Origin of the sequence: Bradyrhizobium sp. dw_411 (assembly GCF_018449695.1) — a bacterium.
Lineage (GTDB): Bacteria > Pseudomonadota > Alphaproteobacteria > Rhizobiales > Xanthobacteraceae > Bradyrhizobium.
On the sequence record NZ_JAAVUY010000024.1, the window covers coordinates 25,638 to 41,346 of the forward strand.

Genomic DNA, 15,709 nt, shown 5'->3' on the forward strand with positions numbered 1-15,709 from the left:
TCCGAACAATAGCTTCATCTTGTATGTATTGTGGACTTCGACATAAGGTCAGTTCAGCGACTATGCGTGCATTGGAGAGATACGTGGCCGTTCAATACCGCGATTTGCGAGAGTTTATCGAGCTGGTGGAAAAGCTGGGTGACCTGCGGAAAGTTCAGGGCGCGGCCCTCGCGTTCGAGATCGGAGCCATCACGGAGGTCGCGGCCGGCAGCGAGAGTTGTCCTGCGCTTTTGTTCACCGACATCCCGGGTCAGCCCGCCGGGAACCGCATTTTTACCAACACCACTGTCAGCGCGCGTCGCGCGGCGCTTGCCTTGGGCATCGATACGAATCTTCCGCCACTGCAGGCGCTCCAGGAGTGGAAACGAAAGCGCGTCGATCTGAAGCCGATCGCTCCGGAGCAGACCACGAACGCGCCGTACCTGGAAAACTCTTCAACCGGCGATGCCGTCGACCTGTCACTCTTTCCCGCGCCTATCTGGCATAAGGACGATGGAGGTCCCTATATCGGTTCGGGTAGCGTGGTGATGACCCGCGATCCCGATACCGGATGGGTCAACTGCTCGATTTATCGCGTGCAGGTTCATTCCAGGGATCGCGTGACCGTGCAATTCGATCACAATGGCCGCCACGGGGCGATGATCTCAAAGAAATACTGGGACAGGGGGCAGGCTTGCCCAATCGCGATCATCAACGGCCAGGATCCTGCGCTGTTCATCGCCGGCTTCGAGTATCTGCCGGAGGGGGCCTCGGAGCTGGACTTTGCAGGCGCGATCAGGGGCGCGCCCGTCGAGGTCTGCGCAGGGCCAGTTACCGGGCTGCCGATTCCGGCGAGGGCGGAGATCGTGCTCGAGGGCATGCTGATGCCTTTCGCTGAAGAGAGCCTGCCGGAAGGACCCTTCGGCGAGTTCACAGGATATTACGCAGCCGAGAAGCGGCCTGCTCCCGTCATGCACGTCACGGCCACGCATCATCGCACCAACCCGATCCTGCTCGGTTCGCCTCCGCTGAAACCGCCCCGCTTCCATTTTGGTCTGCCGCTGCGTGCCGCCGGCATCTGGAGCAATCTCGAGGCGGTCGGTATAGCGGACGTGGTTGGCGCCTGGCAGCACGTTTCCCAACTGATGATCGTCATTGCGCTGAAGCAACGTTATGCCGGCCACGCCAAACGCGCCGGCCTCGTCGCGGCTGCAAACAGCTATATGGGCCGGATCGTCGTTCTCGTGGACGATGATGTCGATCCGTCCAATCTGGCCGATGTGATGTGGGCCGTCACGACACGAGCTGAGCCGAGCGAAGACGTCGACATTATCCGCAATGCGTGGAGTTCCTCCCTTGATCCTCGAATTCCAGCCAGCCACCGCAGCATCGGTCTGACGTCGAACTCCAAGATGATCATCGACGCCTGCATCCCGTTCCAGCACATTGAAACCTACCCGCGTACTTCGGCGCTCACCCTCGCAGATGCGCTCGAGATTCGCAGGCGCTGGGGACACGTGCTCGATCAAAGGTGATCCCAAAGACCCAGCTCGGCCTCATCCTGAGGAGCCGCCACTTGGCCGCGTCTCGAAGGATGGCTGCAGGTACGGTGCCAGATGGTTCGAGACGCGCGGCGCGCCGCGCTCCTCACCATGAGGGTTGCGTGTTCGCCGCTCGATCAGAACTTTCTGATCAGCGGGATCATCGCGGCCGACCCCAGGATCGTCGCGCCGACCAGCACCATCAGGCCGGCATCGAACGAGCCGGTGTGTGCGATCAGCGCGCCGATCGCGACCGGCGAGAGCGCACCGACGATATTTCCGATGCCGTTGAAAACGCCGACCCCCGATGCCACGGCGCGTGCCGGAATGATCTGGAGCGACAACGCGAACAATGGCGGCAGCGCCGAGCCCCAGAAGAACGCGCTGACGGCGATCAGGATCGCGGCCGTCTGGGCGTCCGACACCGCCGACACCGCGTACATCGCGACGCCTGCCGAGAACAATCCGCCGAAGCAGATGGCGGCGCGCCGGCCGATTTTGTCCGACAAAGTGGCTGCGCCGACTTCGCCCAGGAACATCATGAAAAACGGCAGGAACGAATAGAGACTGGTCTGGCGGGGATCGAAGCCGCGCACCTTGATCAGATAGCTCGGCAGCCAGCTATTGAGCCCCCACAAATAAATCAGCGCGGCGGAATTGAAGATCACGAGCATCCAGAATCGCCAGTCCCGGCAGTACAATCCGACCTGCGACAGATAGGACGACTGCGCCACTGGCGCGGGTGCTGTCGGCGCAATCGCACCAGGCGGCTGATCCCGCAGGAACATCAGCACCAGGGGAAGAATGATCAATCCATTGAGCACGGCGAGGAACATGAACGCCGACCGCCAGCCGAACGTCGTTTCCAGATAGATCATCAGGGGAAAACCGATCGCCGAGCCGAGCGGGCTGCCGATCATCCAGATCGAATTGGCGCGCGCCTGCTCGCGCTGTGGAAACCAGCGCTTGACGGTTGAGTTGGTGATCGCGAATTGCGGGCCTTCGGCGATCCCCAGCAAAATGCGCAGCGACAGCATGGTGGTGAACGAGCCCGCGCCCGCCATCAGCGCCATGAACAGGCCCCAGAACGCCGTGCCGATCGCCAGCGAGCGGCGCAGCCCATAGAGATCGCCGACAAAACTGAGAAGCAGCCCCGAGCAGCCATAGGCGAACACGAACGATGTCATCAAGAGGCCGAGCAGGGTCGGGTTGAAGCCCGTGCCCATCGCATTCTGGAAGTCGGTGTTGGTGAACAACACCGCGACGCTGATGCGGTCGAAGAAGGCCGACAGAACCGCCAGGAACAGGATGAAGGCGATGACCCAGCGTCGCCGGGCCGCCGGCGCCTCCGCGACGGCCCCGGATCGGGTGGCGGATGGTTCGAGTCTGTTGATCTCGGTCTCGGCGCTTATGGTCATCTGGGCCCCCGTTGGCTGCTGTAAACGTGTGATCCTGTGCAGTTTGCAATCTTGTGAAGCTTGCGGCGCGGTGCCATGCATGCACCGCGCCAACTATCGTGCGCGTTATGATACCAGGGGATCAAGCGCCAGGGCCGCGTCGACCAGTCCGCCGGCGCGCTTGAAGTCGTAGGAGCGGTACATGTTGGTCTTCACCAGATAGGACGCGCCGCCGTAGAACTTCTCGTATTGCTGGTGGCGATTGCCGAATTCAGTGCCGATGAAGTCCCACGCCAGTCGCATCAGGCGGACGCGGTCGCGGGCCCCCATCTGGCCGGACACGAAGTAGCGCTCGATATCCTTGGCCGATTCCGGATTGTCGAAGTCTTTCGACGACGATGGCAGCGTGATCATCGCAGCACCGGTAAGTTCGCGCACGATGTCGATCATGTGCGGATTGATCTGGCCCTGCAGCGCCATCACCGCATAGAGCGCGGTCTTGGACGGCCACAATATGCCTTCCTCGTCGATCGGCGCCACGGTCTCGTGGGAATGCAGCATGTTCTCGACGATCGAGGCGTAGGCGGCCAGTTCTCCCATCTGCACCTGCACCGGCGGTGCGGCATCATTGCCGGTCGCCTCGTTCATGCGCTTGGCGAGACCGAGCAGAAAACGCAGCTTGGTCGCGTAACGGGACTGCGCCTGATGGTTGCCGTAGGAATGCGAGGGGGTCTGCCACCACTGCTGGAAGCACAATTCGGTGTTGCGGTAGATGAACACGCGCTCCCACGGCACATGAACGTTGTCGAGCACGACGAAGCAGTCGGTCTCATCGAAGCGGGTGGTCAGTGGATAGTCCTCCGCGATCATGCCATCACGTGCGAAAGCGCGGCGCGAGTACAGTTTCACGCCGGGGGCGTCGAGCGGGATCGCGACGTTGATGGCGTAATTTTCATCGCCCGGCCGCAACGGATGGATGCAGCTTATCTGGACGTAATCCGCAAACACCGCGCCGGTCGCCAATTGCTGGCCGCCATGCACGACGATGCCGGAATCGGTCTCCTTGATCACACCGGCATAGAGGGTCGGGTCGCTCTGCAGATGGGCCGGTTTGCTGCGGTCGATCTGCGGCGGCACGATCGCGTAGGTGACATATTTGTGGGTGTCGCGAATGTGCTTGTAGAAATTCACGATGTTGTCGGCATATCCGGCGCCGCCTTTGGCGAAGAATTGAGGCTTTGCGGCATAACCGGCAAAGAAATTACCGACGTGATCGGGCGTGCGGCCCATCAAGCCGAACGTTTGTTCCGCCCATCCCTCGGCGGCGAGACGCTTGGCGCGCAGATCCGCATGGGTGCGCGGGATCTGGAAGCAGCGCCAGACCGGGCCGCCGGTGTCCGGCGAGGTGTAGGTCATGCGCTCGCGGTTTTCCGGCGCGGCCGCGTAGTCGAACAGCCTGGCGAAGGTTCGCGCACTGTTGCGAAATGCCGGATGGTTGGTCGGATCGCTGATCCGTTCGCCGTCGACGAAGACGGTGCGCTTGGTAGCGCGCAGATCGGCCAGAAAGCTCTCGCCTGTGCGCAGCGGCGTGGCGCCGCTTGCTTCCACTTTAGGGGATACCGTCACGTTCATGTCGACCCTCCGCGTAAAGCGGCTTAAGAAGCCGGGCTGGCTCTCGCCGCGATGAATTGGTACATCTAATATCTACATGCTGTAGCTAAATCCCGGAGTTGTCAACGCTGATCTGCGCGTGATATTTCACCATGCAGCGCAAAAAGACGGCACCCTCTGGTCGGAAGGGATTCGATCTTCATGGCTCGGGCGTCAGCACGGTTTGAAGACGACACGGTCGAAAACGTGATGCCTGCGAACGACTTAGCCATGAATGATTGGTTCGGGAACGACTTGGGTCGAAAATGAAGAAATCGAAAACCGCAAAAGCCTATCGGCCGCCTGTGACCATTTCGCGCAGTGAATTCCTGACGCAGGGCTCCGACGCCGAATTCCGCCTCAGCATCTATGCGATGGTGCAGAGCGTGAGCCGTCTGCTGGCCTGCCGGGACGCGTTCGGGCGCGAGCTCGAGCTGACGCCAAGCCAGTTCGTGGTGCTGATGGGGGTTGCCCACTGCCAGGGCACTGAGGGCGTCACCATCCGCGAACTTGCCGATCATGTCGGGCTTGCTTCCACCCATGTGACGACCGAGGTCGGGCGCCTCGAACTGGCCGGCTTCCTGACCAAGCGGCCGAGCGCCAGCGACCGGCGCAGTGTGCGCGTCTCGCTGATGCCGCATGGCGAACAGGAGATCATCCGCGTCGCGCCGTTCGTGCGGCTGATCAATGACGCGCTGTTTAGAGACATCGACCCCGACGCGCTTAAAGTCGCGCACCATGTCGCGCGGCAGTTGATTTTAAATTCCGAAACCGCGCTGGCGGAGGTGCGGCGGCATCATCTGGAGAAGTCGACCGCCAAGCCTTTTGGAGAACAGGCCTTTGGCGCGGAGCGCGTCACCAGCCGTGAAGCCAAACCTCGGTATCCGGCGGCGTCTCGATCGCCAGATCGGAATGAAGCCGGCGGTAGCGTCCGCCGTGGAAAAGCAAAGGCGTCGTCTCGGTCCGCGTAAAGGACAGCACGCGCCCGACCACGATCTCATGGTCGCCGCCTTCATAAAAGGCGTAGGTCTCGCATTCGAATGTCACGAGGCCGTCCCGGAGCAAGGGAACGCCGCTGGCGCCGCGCCGCGGAGCCAGCCCGTTCCATTTCTCCGGACCGCCGCGCGCGAACCGGTTCGACATGTCGTTCTGGCTTTCGGCCAGCACTGTCACGCCGAAATGTTTGGCCTTCAGCCACAGCGGCAGGGTGAGGGCCGAGCGCGCGAGACTGAACAGGATCAGCGGTGGCGCCAGCGACACCGCATTGAAGGAGCTGACGGTCGACCCCAATAGCGTATTGTCGACTTCCGCGGTGACCACGCAGACGCCGGTGGCGAACTGTCCGAGGGCATCGCGAAATTCCCGGTCCGTGAAACTCATGATGCCCTCCGTGGTTGGATGTCCCCTGGTTTATGCCGGATCGTAATAGTGAATCTCAAGCAGCAGGCAGCCATTCTTCGACAGGAACGGGCCATGATAGGCGCCGGGAGGCCGGCAGGCATAGGTGAAAGGCGCAAACGCGTCGCCGCCCTGGCCCTTGGCGTCGTTGCCGACGGTGAGATCGCCCTGCACCAGGAAAACCTCTTCCCAATATTCATGCACGAAGGGAATGGTCGTGTAAGTGCCCGCATCGAAGTGAAGCAGACGGGTGCGGCTGCCGCGCTTGTTGGTTTCATCGAGTCCGCCGGACAGGATCTTCTGCTGGATGCCTGCGGGATAGCCCGCGGGCACTTCCCAGCCCTTGTCCATGTCGAGCGTGTGGAATTCGTCGTGAAGTTTGTTGATGGCCATCGATCGATCTTTCCGAGAGAGGAGGAATTGCAGGGCAGGCGTGTTGCCGGCCCAAATTGAAGTCAGGCTTTCCAGAGTTCGCTGAATTGCGTGGCGACAACGTCGGCGTAAGCCGGATGCCCGGTGAGAATGCCGGCATCGCGCGCGAACGCGTTCATGCCTTCGACGAATTCAGGAGATATCGTCGGGTCGTAATAGGGCAGGTCGCGCTTGATCAGGTCGACGATCAGCTCGGTTTCCTGCGGGGGAAAGCGTTTTGCCGCGACCTGCTTGGCAAGGCCGGGATCGGCCTTGAGCGCGGCGTGCGCGGCCATCACGGCGCGGACCGCACCGGCGGCGGCGGTCGGATGTTCCTTGATCAGGCGGTCGGTCGTCGCGATCGAGGCCATCGTGAAATTGAACGCGGCTTTCGGGCCGTCGCCGCGCCGCACGTCCAGCACCACGGTGCCGACGCCGCGCTGGACCGCGACTTCGGTTCCCATGCCGTTGGCCCAGAAGCCGTCGATCTTGCCCTCTTCAAGCGCCTTGGCCGCGGTGAGTCCAAAATTCACGCTGGCGCCGGTGGCGCCCGGCACCGGCGCGATCGTCACGCCGTTCTTCTCGGGATCGATGCCGGCTTCGACCAGCAGGCGGCGCAGACCCATCTCGACCCAGGGAGCTGCACCAATGCGGCGGCCCTTCACGATGTTGATGTCGCCGCGCTGCGCTTTCAGATCGGCGCGCATCACCAGGAACCAGTACATCCCTTGCCCCTGCGCGCAGAGCAGCTTGCATCCCTTCCATTCCGGAAACGCCGCCAGCGCCGAATGCGCCGAGCCGCCGACGAACTCGATCTCGCCGTCGCGCAGCGATCGGTAGCACTTGTCGACCGGAAAGATCAGCTCCAGCGAGACATCGAGGCCCTGCTTGGCAAACAGCCCGAGTTCGACCGCGGCGACCGCCGGGAAATAGGAATTGGAAATCAGATCGGGAATGGCCAGCTTCATGATTGATCGTTGTCCTTTAGAGGGTCTGCAAAAGGTTGCGGCGGAAGGCGTCGATGTGGGCGCGCATCGCCTGTTCGGCTCCGTCCGCGTCGCGATCCCTGATCGCGGCCAGGATGGCCAGATGCTGCTGCTGCACGCTGAGATGATGACCCGGCGTGTTGAGCGAGAGAATCCAGAACCGGAGCGAACGATCGTGCAGCCGGCCCAGCAGTTCGGTGAGGACCGGGTTGCGCGCCGATCGTGCCAGCACGCCGTGGAAATCACGATCGAGCCGCATCAGCCGTTCGCCGTCGCGGGTGGCGAGCTCCTTTTGCGCTTGACCGAGAATTGCGGTCAGTTCGTCCATCTCGGCGGCGCTGGCGCGGTCGGCCGCGAGGCGTACGCAATAGCTCTCGTTGAGCAGCCTTACCTCGATGGTCTGCAGCGCTTCGTCGAGACTGACGGGCTTCACGATGATGCCCTTGCGCGGCATCACCTGCACGAGGCCCTCGACCATCAGCCGGTCGAGCGCCTGATGCACTGGCGTGCGGCCGATCCCAAGCGTGGTCGATATTTCGGCCTCGTTGAGATAGTCGCCAGGGCGGAACGCACAGATCGTGATGCGGTGCTTGATCTCTTCGTAGGCGGTATCGAGCAATGACGTGGCCGCCTCGCGCGGCGCGGCTTTCCGGCGCGCGCTGGTGCGGGCTTTGGCCAGCGTGCTCATTGGCAGATCTCGACGATGTCGTAGCCATGGGAGAGGGTGCGGCCCAATACCGGATCCTCGATCTCATATTCAAAGCGCCGCGACGGCCTGATGCCACCGAGCGCGGCGAGGGTGCCCCCGAACATCAGCGTGCCCTCGGCAAGCGGTCTTCCCCATTTCTTCAACAGGTCCGTCGGCGCGAGCATGCCGGCGACTGTGCCCGCTTGATAGAGCACGCGGCTGCCATCGCCGTCGATGATGTAGGAGCGAAGCTGCAACTGGTCCCAATGCGCCGCGACGGCATCGAACGCCCAGAATTTGGCGGCGACCGGCTTGTCGCACATCTGCTTTGAGACCGTCACGTCGTAGGTTTCGGCCTCGCGGTCGGTGTGATCGGAGCCGACGCCGATCCAGAGCCGGTCTTGCCATTGCAGCATCACGAACTCGACTTCGCCGCTCGACGTCGGGCCGGTTACTTCCATCGCGTTATTGCTGGTCAGGCGCGTCGCCGCCACCCGGTAGAACACCGGCGTGGTCGGCGGCCGCTTCACGCCGAGCGCTTCCAGCTCGACGATATGTTTTTCCAGCGCCGCGGGATCGCGCCCGGTCCAGCCGGCGATGATGGCGCAGCTCAGATCCACCTCTTGCGCGCGCGCCGATCCACCATCCTCGAAAATTGCCTTCAGGGTCGTGTGCGACATGAGATGTTTTGCCGGTTCAAGAAATGAAAGAGATATTAGTCTGATATTTCACAAAATCGGATTTGTCAACGACCGCCGGAGCAATCCATCACCTGAAATTTTTTTAAATGCGTCCATCCGGTTGAATGGAAATCGTTCGAAATAATCGGGTGAAAAATGTCCACAATTACCACGCACACGCCATGAGGAATGATTCATCGGGAGTGCAGGAAACTTGCAACAAAAGCGATTGTGCGAAACGTCCGATCAATATGGATTGCCGAAGAACGAGAATGAAGCCGCTTTCTCGGGAGAGCGTCCGCTCGGGTTTGTGCATCTCCCCAAGACAGGAGGCACGAGCACAAGTGACTGGATCGACCAGCATGTCCCGGTGGATCGGCAGTTCGTTTGCGAGAACCCGGCTCACTTCGTGTCGGTCGGCAGGAAATTAGCGATCGAGAAAAACATACCCTTCGATTTTCAGCTCATTCGTGGCCATTTTTATCTGAAAGATGGCTATAAATATGCCGCCACCTTCAGGAACACGTCTCGATTTTTCTTCACCCTTGTGAGGGAGCCGGAGGCTCAGCTCATGAGCCTGCTCTGGCATATCATCAGCACCCGTGGACGGAATCTCACGGTGGGTCGCGATCATGCGCAGGTCCAGGTCGAAGGCTTCATGCGCGATTATATTGAGGTCGCCGAATCCTTCGAGTTCGAAGGAAGTGGATCGCAATGCAGCTACTTTCTTGCAAATCCGGATGAACCATTTTGGAATGGCAGGAAGAGGGAGCATATCGAGAAAGACGTAGAAGCTTTTAAACGACAGTGTCTCGACCGGATTGGCCTGGTGGGATTGAACGAGCGTTTGGTCGACAGCCTGCGTTTATTGGCGTGGTCCTTGAATTGGCCGGCGCCTCGAAACATCGGCAATGCGCGTTTCAGCGGAGCGGGCGGAGCCCGGCTCCCGGAGGAAGTCAGAGCAATCCTGTGGCGGCGTCTCGCTTACGACCAGGCGCTCTATGAAATGGCGCAAGAACGCTTCAATGCAGCTTTCGATCGTCTCCTGACGGCGGCGGGATCGGTGGACCGGATCGACGATTTTCTCGACAATCGAGCGGAGCGCGAACCACTGTCGACGTCGGGACGCACCGAACAATCATAACAATCAACAATCCATGTCTGGCGGGATCAGCCTTGCCGTTGCGCTGCCGCCATCTTGCCTGGATACCGCTGCACACGATGCGCCATCGCGACCCACCACGCGCTCAGGGAAAAAATCCCGAAGAAAACGGGAGGCCGGATTCCAGGAGACGAAAATCATTCCCGGCTCGGTCGATCCGGCGCGATGATATGGTTGCACCGTGGCGTCCCACGTGATGCCAGATATACGTTTTACCGACCCAAATGTGACTTTGCCCCGTCCTTTCGGACGGGGCTTTTTCATCGCCGGTGGCGCGTCGAAGCCGATGGCCTGATACAACGCCCAATTCGCATGAGCGTTTGCGCAAAGCGCGGCGGTTGAGCCTCGCCGCCATACGGTGGAACCTTTCAGCAAGCCGACCTCGCCAGGAGCGATAGCGGGAAAACTGGCAGAACGTTCTTCCAATCTTTCCCGGGTTCGGCAGTTGTCCGGCAATTGCGGAAGCATCAACCGCCGGTACACTTTCACCCGTTGTCGATGACGTTGGAAAACAATTTCCCAAGCGTCGGATGGTCAGGGTTTTGTGCCCGCGTGCACAAAACCGGCCATGACAGACGGTTCGCATCGACGTAGGCCCGCTAGAGGCCACTGGGAGGATGCATGAAACGCTCTGTCGGACAGCTCGATTCCGTTCGCCGATATGCGATCGGCGCCTTTGGTCTGCGCCATCCGCGACCTGGTTTGCTGCGGACATCCATCGCCGCGGCGATATGTTCATTGGCCTTGTGCGGTGGCGCACTCGCGCAGGCAAAAGGATCAGCCGATCACATCAAGGCGGTGACTTCAGCGGTCGACGGCGCCTCCATCGCGGCGAATACCGCGACGTCGAAGGATTGGCCGACCATCGGCCTTGATTACGCCGAGACCCGCTTCAGCAGGCTCAGGGATATCAACGCGGATAACGTCAAAAATCTCGGACTGAAGTGGACCTACAATCTGGAGTCCGTGCGCGGCGTCGAGGCGACACCGCTGGTGGTCGACGGCATCATGTATGTCTCCGCGTCGTGGAGCGTCGTTCATGCCATCGATGCCCGCACCGGCAAGCGGATATGGACCTATGATCCCGAAGTCAGCCGCGAAGCCGGCTACAAGGGCTGTTGCGATGTCGTCAATCGCGGTGTCGCGCTCTACAAGGGCAAGGTCTATGTCGGCGCCTATGACGGCCGCCTGGTTGCGATCGACGCCGTCACCGGCAAGAAGGTCTGGGAAAAAGACACCGTCATCGATCACTCGCATTCCTACACCATCACCGGCGCGCCGCGCGTCGTCAAAGGCAAGGTGCTGATCGGCAATGGCGGCGCCGAATACGGTGCGCGCGGCTACATCACGGCCTATGATGCGGAGACCGGCGCGCAGGCATGGCGCTGGTTCGTCGTTCCCGGCGATCCCGCCAAGCCGTTTGAAGACGATTCAATGGTTGCGGCGGCCAAGACCTGGGATCCCGCCGGCAAATATTGGATCAACGGCGGCGGCGGCACGCCATGGGATACGATGACCTACGATCCCGATCTGAACCTGATCTATATCGGCACCGGCAACGGCTCGCCGTGGAATCGTAACCTGCGCAGTCCCGCCGGCGGCGACAATCTCTATCTCGCCTCATTGGTGGCGCTGAACGCCGACACCGGAAAGTATGTCTGGCATTATCAGGAAACCCCCGGCGACAACTGGGACTACACTTCGACCCAGCCGATGATCCTGGCCGATATCAATATCGACGGCGCCGCGCGCAAAGTGATCCTGCATGCGCCGAAGAACGGCTTCTTCTTCGTGATCGATCGCACCAACGGCAAGTTCATTTCCGCGAAGAACTTTGTCGATGTGAACTGGGCAACCGGCTTCGACGCCAACGGACGGCCGATCGAGGTCCCCGAAGCCCGCTCGCCGGACCAGTCGTTCGACAGCATTCCCGGACCGTTCGGTGCGCACAACTGGCATCCGATGTCCTACAATCCGCAAACCGGTCTGGTCTATCTGCCGGCGCAGGGTGTGCCGCTGAATCTGACCGGCGAGAAGACGCTGACGCAGAATGCGTCGGCGCCGTTCAAGTTCGGCAGCACCACCGGCTGGAATGTCGGCTTCACGCTGAACGCGACGCCGCCGAAGAACCTGCCGTTCGGGCGGCTGATCGCCTGGGATCCGGTCAAGCAGAAGGAAGCCTGGCACGCCGAATATGTGGCACCGTGGAACGGCGGCACGCTGACCACCGCCGGCAATCTGGTTTTCCAGGGCACGGCTGACGGACGCTTCATCGCCTACAACGCGACATCAGGCGAGAAGCTGTGGGAGACTCCGACCGGCACCGGCGTGGTCGCCGCGGCCTCGACCTACGTCATCGATGGCGTGCAATATGTGTCGGTCGCGGTCGGCTGGGGCGGGGTGTTCGGTATCACCCAGCGCGTCACCGACAAGGAAGGACCGGGCACGGTCTATACATTCGCGATCGGCGGCAAGGCGCCGCTGCCGGAGTTCACCAAGTACCAGATCGGCAACCTGCTCTCGGGCGTGAAATACGATCCCAAGGATGTGCCGGACGGCACCGCGATCTATGTCGAGGCCTGCGCGACCTGTCATGGCGTGCCCGGTGTCGACAAGGGCGGCAACGTCAAAAATCTGGGCTACACCTCGACCGACAACATCGTGAACCTGAAGAGCATCGTGTTCAAAGGTCCATTCTCGGCAGCGGGCATGCCTGACTTCACCGGCAAGCTGACGGATGCGGACGTGGTGAAAATCCAGGCCTTCATTCAAGGCACGGCCGACGCGGTGCGTCCGAAGTAGCGAGGGCGTTGAAACGCGCTTCGAGGCAGATTTGCCTCGAAGCGTGAGTGCCAGATGGTTCGAGACGCGCGGCGTTGCCGCGCTCCTCACCATGAGGGAGTTGGGGGCCTCATCCCGAGGGAGTTAAGCCCTCATCCTGAGGAGCATCGCAAAGCGATGCGTCTCGAAGGATGGCGCAGAGTGCGTGTCCTTACGGCGCGACCTTCTGATTGCCGGAGCCGCCGGTATCGAGGGCGCGGCGCACGGTGCCGTCGGTTTTGGCTTCCTGCAGGAAATGCGTGGACCACGCGCCGGCGGCGGCGTGGCCTTTGGGAACGACCACGACCACGCCGGTCGACTGGATCACTTCGTCCAGCACTTTGGTGCCGGGCAGTTTTCGCGACAGATCTTGCACTGCTTCGGTGCCCATCGCGAGCGCGTCGAGTTGGCCGCTGCCGATCATCTGCGCGGCCTCGTCGGCCTTGACGAACTTTGTCAGCGTGGCGTTTTTCAGGTTACGGGTGATGGTACGCGACGTCGCCGTGCCCTCGATGCAGCCGATCCGCATGCCCGTGCGATCGATGTCCGCGCCCGAGCGGATGTCGGAGCCGGCGCGCAGCAGATAGCTGCTGGTGTAGGCGACGTAAGCCGGTCCCTGATCGACGAACTGCTCACGCCGCGCCTCCGCCGGCATGAAGGAAATATCCCAGGCGTCCTTGCTGCCGGCCGCGGCGATGTCGTCCGAGCTTGGATATTCGACGAGTTGCAGCGGCACATGCAGTTTGTCCGCCGCCGCCTTGGCGAGTTCGACGGTCACGCCGCGGGGCTTGCCGGTGGCGGGATCGCGCGTCGCCCAGAACGCCGATGCCGCAGGGCCGACCGCGACTGCGACGCGCAGCGATCCGGTGGGCGCGACATCGCGCGCTTCCTCCGCGCCCGCGGTCACCGCGAACGCAGCGATGAATACCGAGCCCAGCGCCAGCGTGAACAAATCGCGTCGTAACATATCGCATCTCCAAAACTTGAATGGCCAGGCATGTCCGCCGAGTGGCACGTCTGCTTATCAGCTATTTGGCCGCCACGAAAAAGAAGTCTTCCTTGCCCGGCAGCGAGCCATAGGTGTAGGGCTCCTGCCGGCCGGCGGTGGCTTCCATTACATCGTCGCGCACCAGCCGGAAGATTTTATTGATTTCGACGCCCGGCGTCGCGATGCGTTGCACCATTGCGACCGCAAACGGCGAATTGCCGCCTTCGCCATCGAGTGCGGTCTCGCCGTGCTTGGCGGCAAACACCACCAGCGATGCGCCCGTCACTTTGACTTCGCCAAGCCCTCGCCCGATCGAGCGCGAACTGACGGTGCCGCCGGCGGTCGAAGTGGCCACGACTACGGCGGGAGCGGGCGGCGCCGTCCGTCTCATTTGCGGTGCAAACGGATTATCGCGGCAGGCGTCGAGCAGAACCAGCTTCAGCTTTTTGGCGCCTTCCAATGACGCCATCACCTGGTCCAGCGGGATCGCCTCGAACTGCACGTCGCGATCGCTGGCGAGCTTGGCGTCGGTCGGAATCAGGTAATTCTGGCCATTCACCTCAATGCCGTGCCCCGCATAATACACGATCGCCCAGTCGGCCTTCTCGGCTTCGTCGGCGAAAGCGCGAAGGCTGTCGATCAGTTTTTCGCGCGTCGCGTCGACCGCGAGCGTGACGGTATCGAAGCCCACATTACGCAGCGAGGTCGCAATGGCGTTGGCGTCTTTTTGCGGGTTGGTCAGCGCCGGCACATTCTTGTAGGCGGAATTGCCGATCACCAGCGCGATGCGGCGGCCTTGTTTCGCGATGGCCGTTGCCGCGACAGGTTTGGTCAGGATCGGTGCTGCAGCGACCGGCGTTGGAATCGATGTTTCCGAAGCAGCTCGCGCGGGCGCTGCGGGGATCGTCGGCTGCGCATCGCCGGAATCATAGGCGGCGAGGCGGCTTCGCGCGGTTTCAAGCGAGGTTCGGTTGTCGTCGATTTTCGACTGTTCCGAAGATGTCAGCGCCTTCCTGAAGTCTTCACGGGCATGGGTGAGATCGCCGGCTTTTTCATACGTCAATCCGCGGCCGGTGAAGATGGCGACCGCATCGGGCTCGATCTTCAGGGCCGCATTGTAGTCGGCGAGCGCGTGGTCGAGCTCGCCCTTGTAGCGATAGGTGTCGCCGCGCAATGTCAGCCCGATGGAATCCTTCGGGTGCAGCCGGATCTGCGTATTCAGATCGATCAGCGCCTGTTCGAGATCGCCTTCGAGACGCCAAAGGTTTCCGCGGTTGCCATAGGCCTTCTCGTCCGCCGGGTTGAGACGGATCGCTTCATTCAGATCGGCAATCGCGCGATCGTATTCGCCTGCATCTTTCCAGGTCAGCGCACGGTTGTTGTAGGCCTGCGATACTTTCGGCGCGAGGGTGATGGCTTCGTTGAGGTCCGCAATCGACTTGTTGTATTCGCCGAGTTGCCGCCACAGCGTGCCACGTGCAGAGAAGATCGACGGGTTTTTGGGATCGAGGGCGACGGCGGCATCGAGATCGGCGATGGCCTTGGCGTTTTCACCCTTGAGCAGCCATGCGGCGCCGCGATTGTTCAGGGCGGCAATGCTTTTGGAATTCAGCCGCAGCGCTTCATCGAAATCGACGATCGCCCGTGAAAAATCGTTCTTTGCGGCAAATCCGGTGCCGCGCGCGGCGTAGATCGCAGAGAGGGCCTCCGGCGGCAGCTTCGGCACCTGCAGCATTTTGGTGCAGCCGGCGATCTTGAGATCCCAATCGACGCTTTGATCGCAATTCTTGAAATCGCGTTGATCGAGCGCAAAGGAGGGGACGGCGGCAACGACGAGCCCATAGCTCAGGGCAACAGCAAACAAACGGCGTCGCGACATATCGCACCTCCAGCGCGTGCGACCATATCACGCAGTCATGACGATGCCACAGGAGCCGGCCGGCAACAGCGGCCTGGCAAAAATATTCCCGTGATCTGCGGTAAAATTTGCGGCCCAAACCACCGGCGCA

13 protein-coding genes are annotated in these 15,709 nt (G+C 61.5%); 4 read left to right on the forward strand and 9 right to left on the reverse strand.

Annotation, left to right across the window (positions count from 1 at the left end; translation table 11 throughout):
* The first annotated feature begins 83 nt into the window (after window positions 1-83).
* Window positions 84-1,514: a UbiD family decarboxylase gene (locus tag HB676_RS30270; RefSeq protein WP_213742161.1), complete on the forward strand. Its 1,431-nt coding sequence runs from the start codon at window positions 84-86 to the stop codon at window positions 1,512-1,514.
* Between the two features lie 143 nt (window positions 1,515-1,657).
* Here HB676_RS30270 and HB676_RS30275 read toward each other — a convergent pair whose 3' ends face one another.
* Together HB676_RS30275 and HB676_RS30280 are read right to left on the reverse strand one after the other, a co-directional pair.
* The gene (locus HB676_RS30275) at window positions 1,658-2,938 is read right to left on the reverse strand and encodes an MFS transporter (protein ID WP_213742162.1); all 1,281 of its coding nucleotides are present in this window, start codon (window positions 2,936-2,938) and stop codon (window positions 1,658-1,660) included.
* Between the two features lie 105 nt (window positions 2,939-3,043).
* Window positions 3,044-4,549, reverse strand: a complete 1,506-nt coding sequence (locus HB676_RS30280) for a 4-hydroxyphenylacetate 3-hydroxylase N-terminal domain-containing protein (RefSeq protein WP_213742163.1) — start codon at window positions 4,547-4,549, stop codon at window positions 3,044-3,046.
* A gap of 284 nt (window positions 4,550-4,833) precedes the next feature.
* Here HB676_RS30280 and HB676_RS30285 point away from each other — a divergent pair, with 284 nt between their 5' ends.
* On the forward strand, window positions 4,834-5,538 hold the full coding sequence (locus HB676_RS30285) for a MarR family winged helix-turn-helix transcriptional regulator (RefSeq protein ID WP_213742164.1): 705 nt from the start codon (window positions 4,834-4,836) through the stop codon (window positions 5,536-5,538).
* Here the strand turns inward: HB676_RS30285 and HB676_RS30290 are convergent.
* The 5 genes from HB676_RS30290 to HB676_RS30310 form a co-directional block, all read right to left on the reverse strand.
* The gene (locus tag HB676_RS30290) at window positions 5,423-5,947 is read right to left on the reverse strand and encodes a flavin reductase family protein (protein WP_213742165.1); all 525 of its coding nucleotides are present in this window, start codon (window positions 5,945-5,947) and stop codon (window positions 5,423-5,425) included. The genes HB676_RS30285 and HB676_RS30290 overlap by 116 nt on opposite strands.
* 30 nt (window positions 5,948-5,977) lie before the next feature.
* Entirely contained in the window at window positions 5,978-6,358 is a 381-nt protein-coding gene (locus tag HB676_RS30295; RefSeq protein ID WP_213742166.1) for a cupin, read from the reverse strand.
* 62 nt (window positions 6,359-6,420) lie between these two features.
* Window positions 6,421-7,344 carry an ABC transporter substrate-binding protein gene (locus HB676_RS30300; RefSeq protein WP_213742167.1) on the reverse strand — a complete coding sequence of 308 codons (924 nt, stop codon included), beginning with the start codon at window positions 7,342-7,344 and terminating at the stop codon, window positions 6,421-6,423.
* A 16-nt stretch (window positions 7,345-7,360) separates the two neighbouring features.
* Window positions 7,361-8,050, reverse strand: a complete 690-nt coding sequence (locus tag HB676_RS30305) for a GntR family transcriptional regulator (protein WP_213742168.1) — start codon at window positions 8,048-8,050, stop codon at window positions 7,361-7,363.
* A complete protein-coding gene (locus tag HB676_RS30310; RefSeq protein WP_213742169.1) occupies window positions 8,047-8,730 on the reverse strand; it encodes a DUF2848 domain-containing protein in 684 nt (227 codons plus the stop codon). Before HB676_RS30310 ends, HB676_RS30305 begins: the two co-directional genes overlap by 4 nt.
* A gap of 214 nt (window positions 8,731-8,944) precedes the next feature.
* On the opposite strand from HB676_RS30310, the gene HB676_RS30315 reads away from it, so the two are divergent.
* Both HB676_RS30315 and HB676_RS30320 read left to right on the forward strand, forming a co-directional pair.
* The gene (locus HB676_RS30315; protein WP_213742170.1) at window positions 8,945-9,874 is read left to right on the forward strand and encodes a hypothetical protein; all 930 of its coding nucleotides are present in this window, start codon (window positions 8,945-8,947) and stop codon (window positions 9,872-9,874) included.
* A 639-nt stretch (window positions 9,875-10,513) separates the two neighbouring features.
* Window positions 10,514-12,694 (forward strand): PQQ-dependent dehydrogenase, methanol/ethanol family, encoded by a 2,181-nt coding sequence (locus HB676_RS30320; protein WP_213742171.1) that lies wholly within the window; start codon window positions 10,514-10,516, stop codon window positions 12,692-12,694.
* Window positions 12,695-12,884: 190 nt separating this feature from the next.
* On the opposite strand, the gene HB676_RS30325 is transcribed toward HB676_RS30320, so the two are convergent.
* Together HB676_RS30325 and HB676_RS30330 are read right to left on the reverse strand one after the other, a co-directional pair.
* Window positions 12,885-13,679: a transporter substrate-binding domain-containing protein gene (locus HB676_RS30325; RefSeq protein ID WP_213742172.1), complete on the reverse strand. Its 795-nt coding sequence runs from the start codon at window positions 13,677-13,679 to the stop codon at window positions 12,885-12,887.
* A 61-nt stretch (window positions 13,680-13,740) separates the two neighbouring features.
* Window positions 13,741-15,579, reverse strand: a complete 1,839-nt coding sequence (locus HB676_RS30330) for a caspase family protein (RefSeq protein ID WP_213742173.1) — start codon at window positions 15,577-15,579, stop codon at window positions 13,741-13,743.
* Window positions 15,580-15,709: the final 130 nt, after the last annotated feature.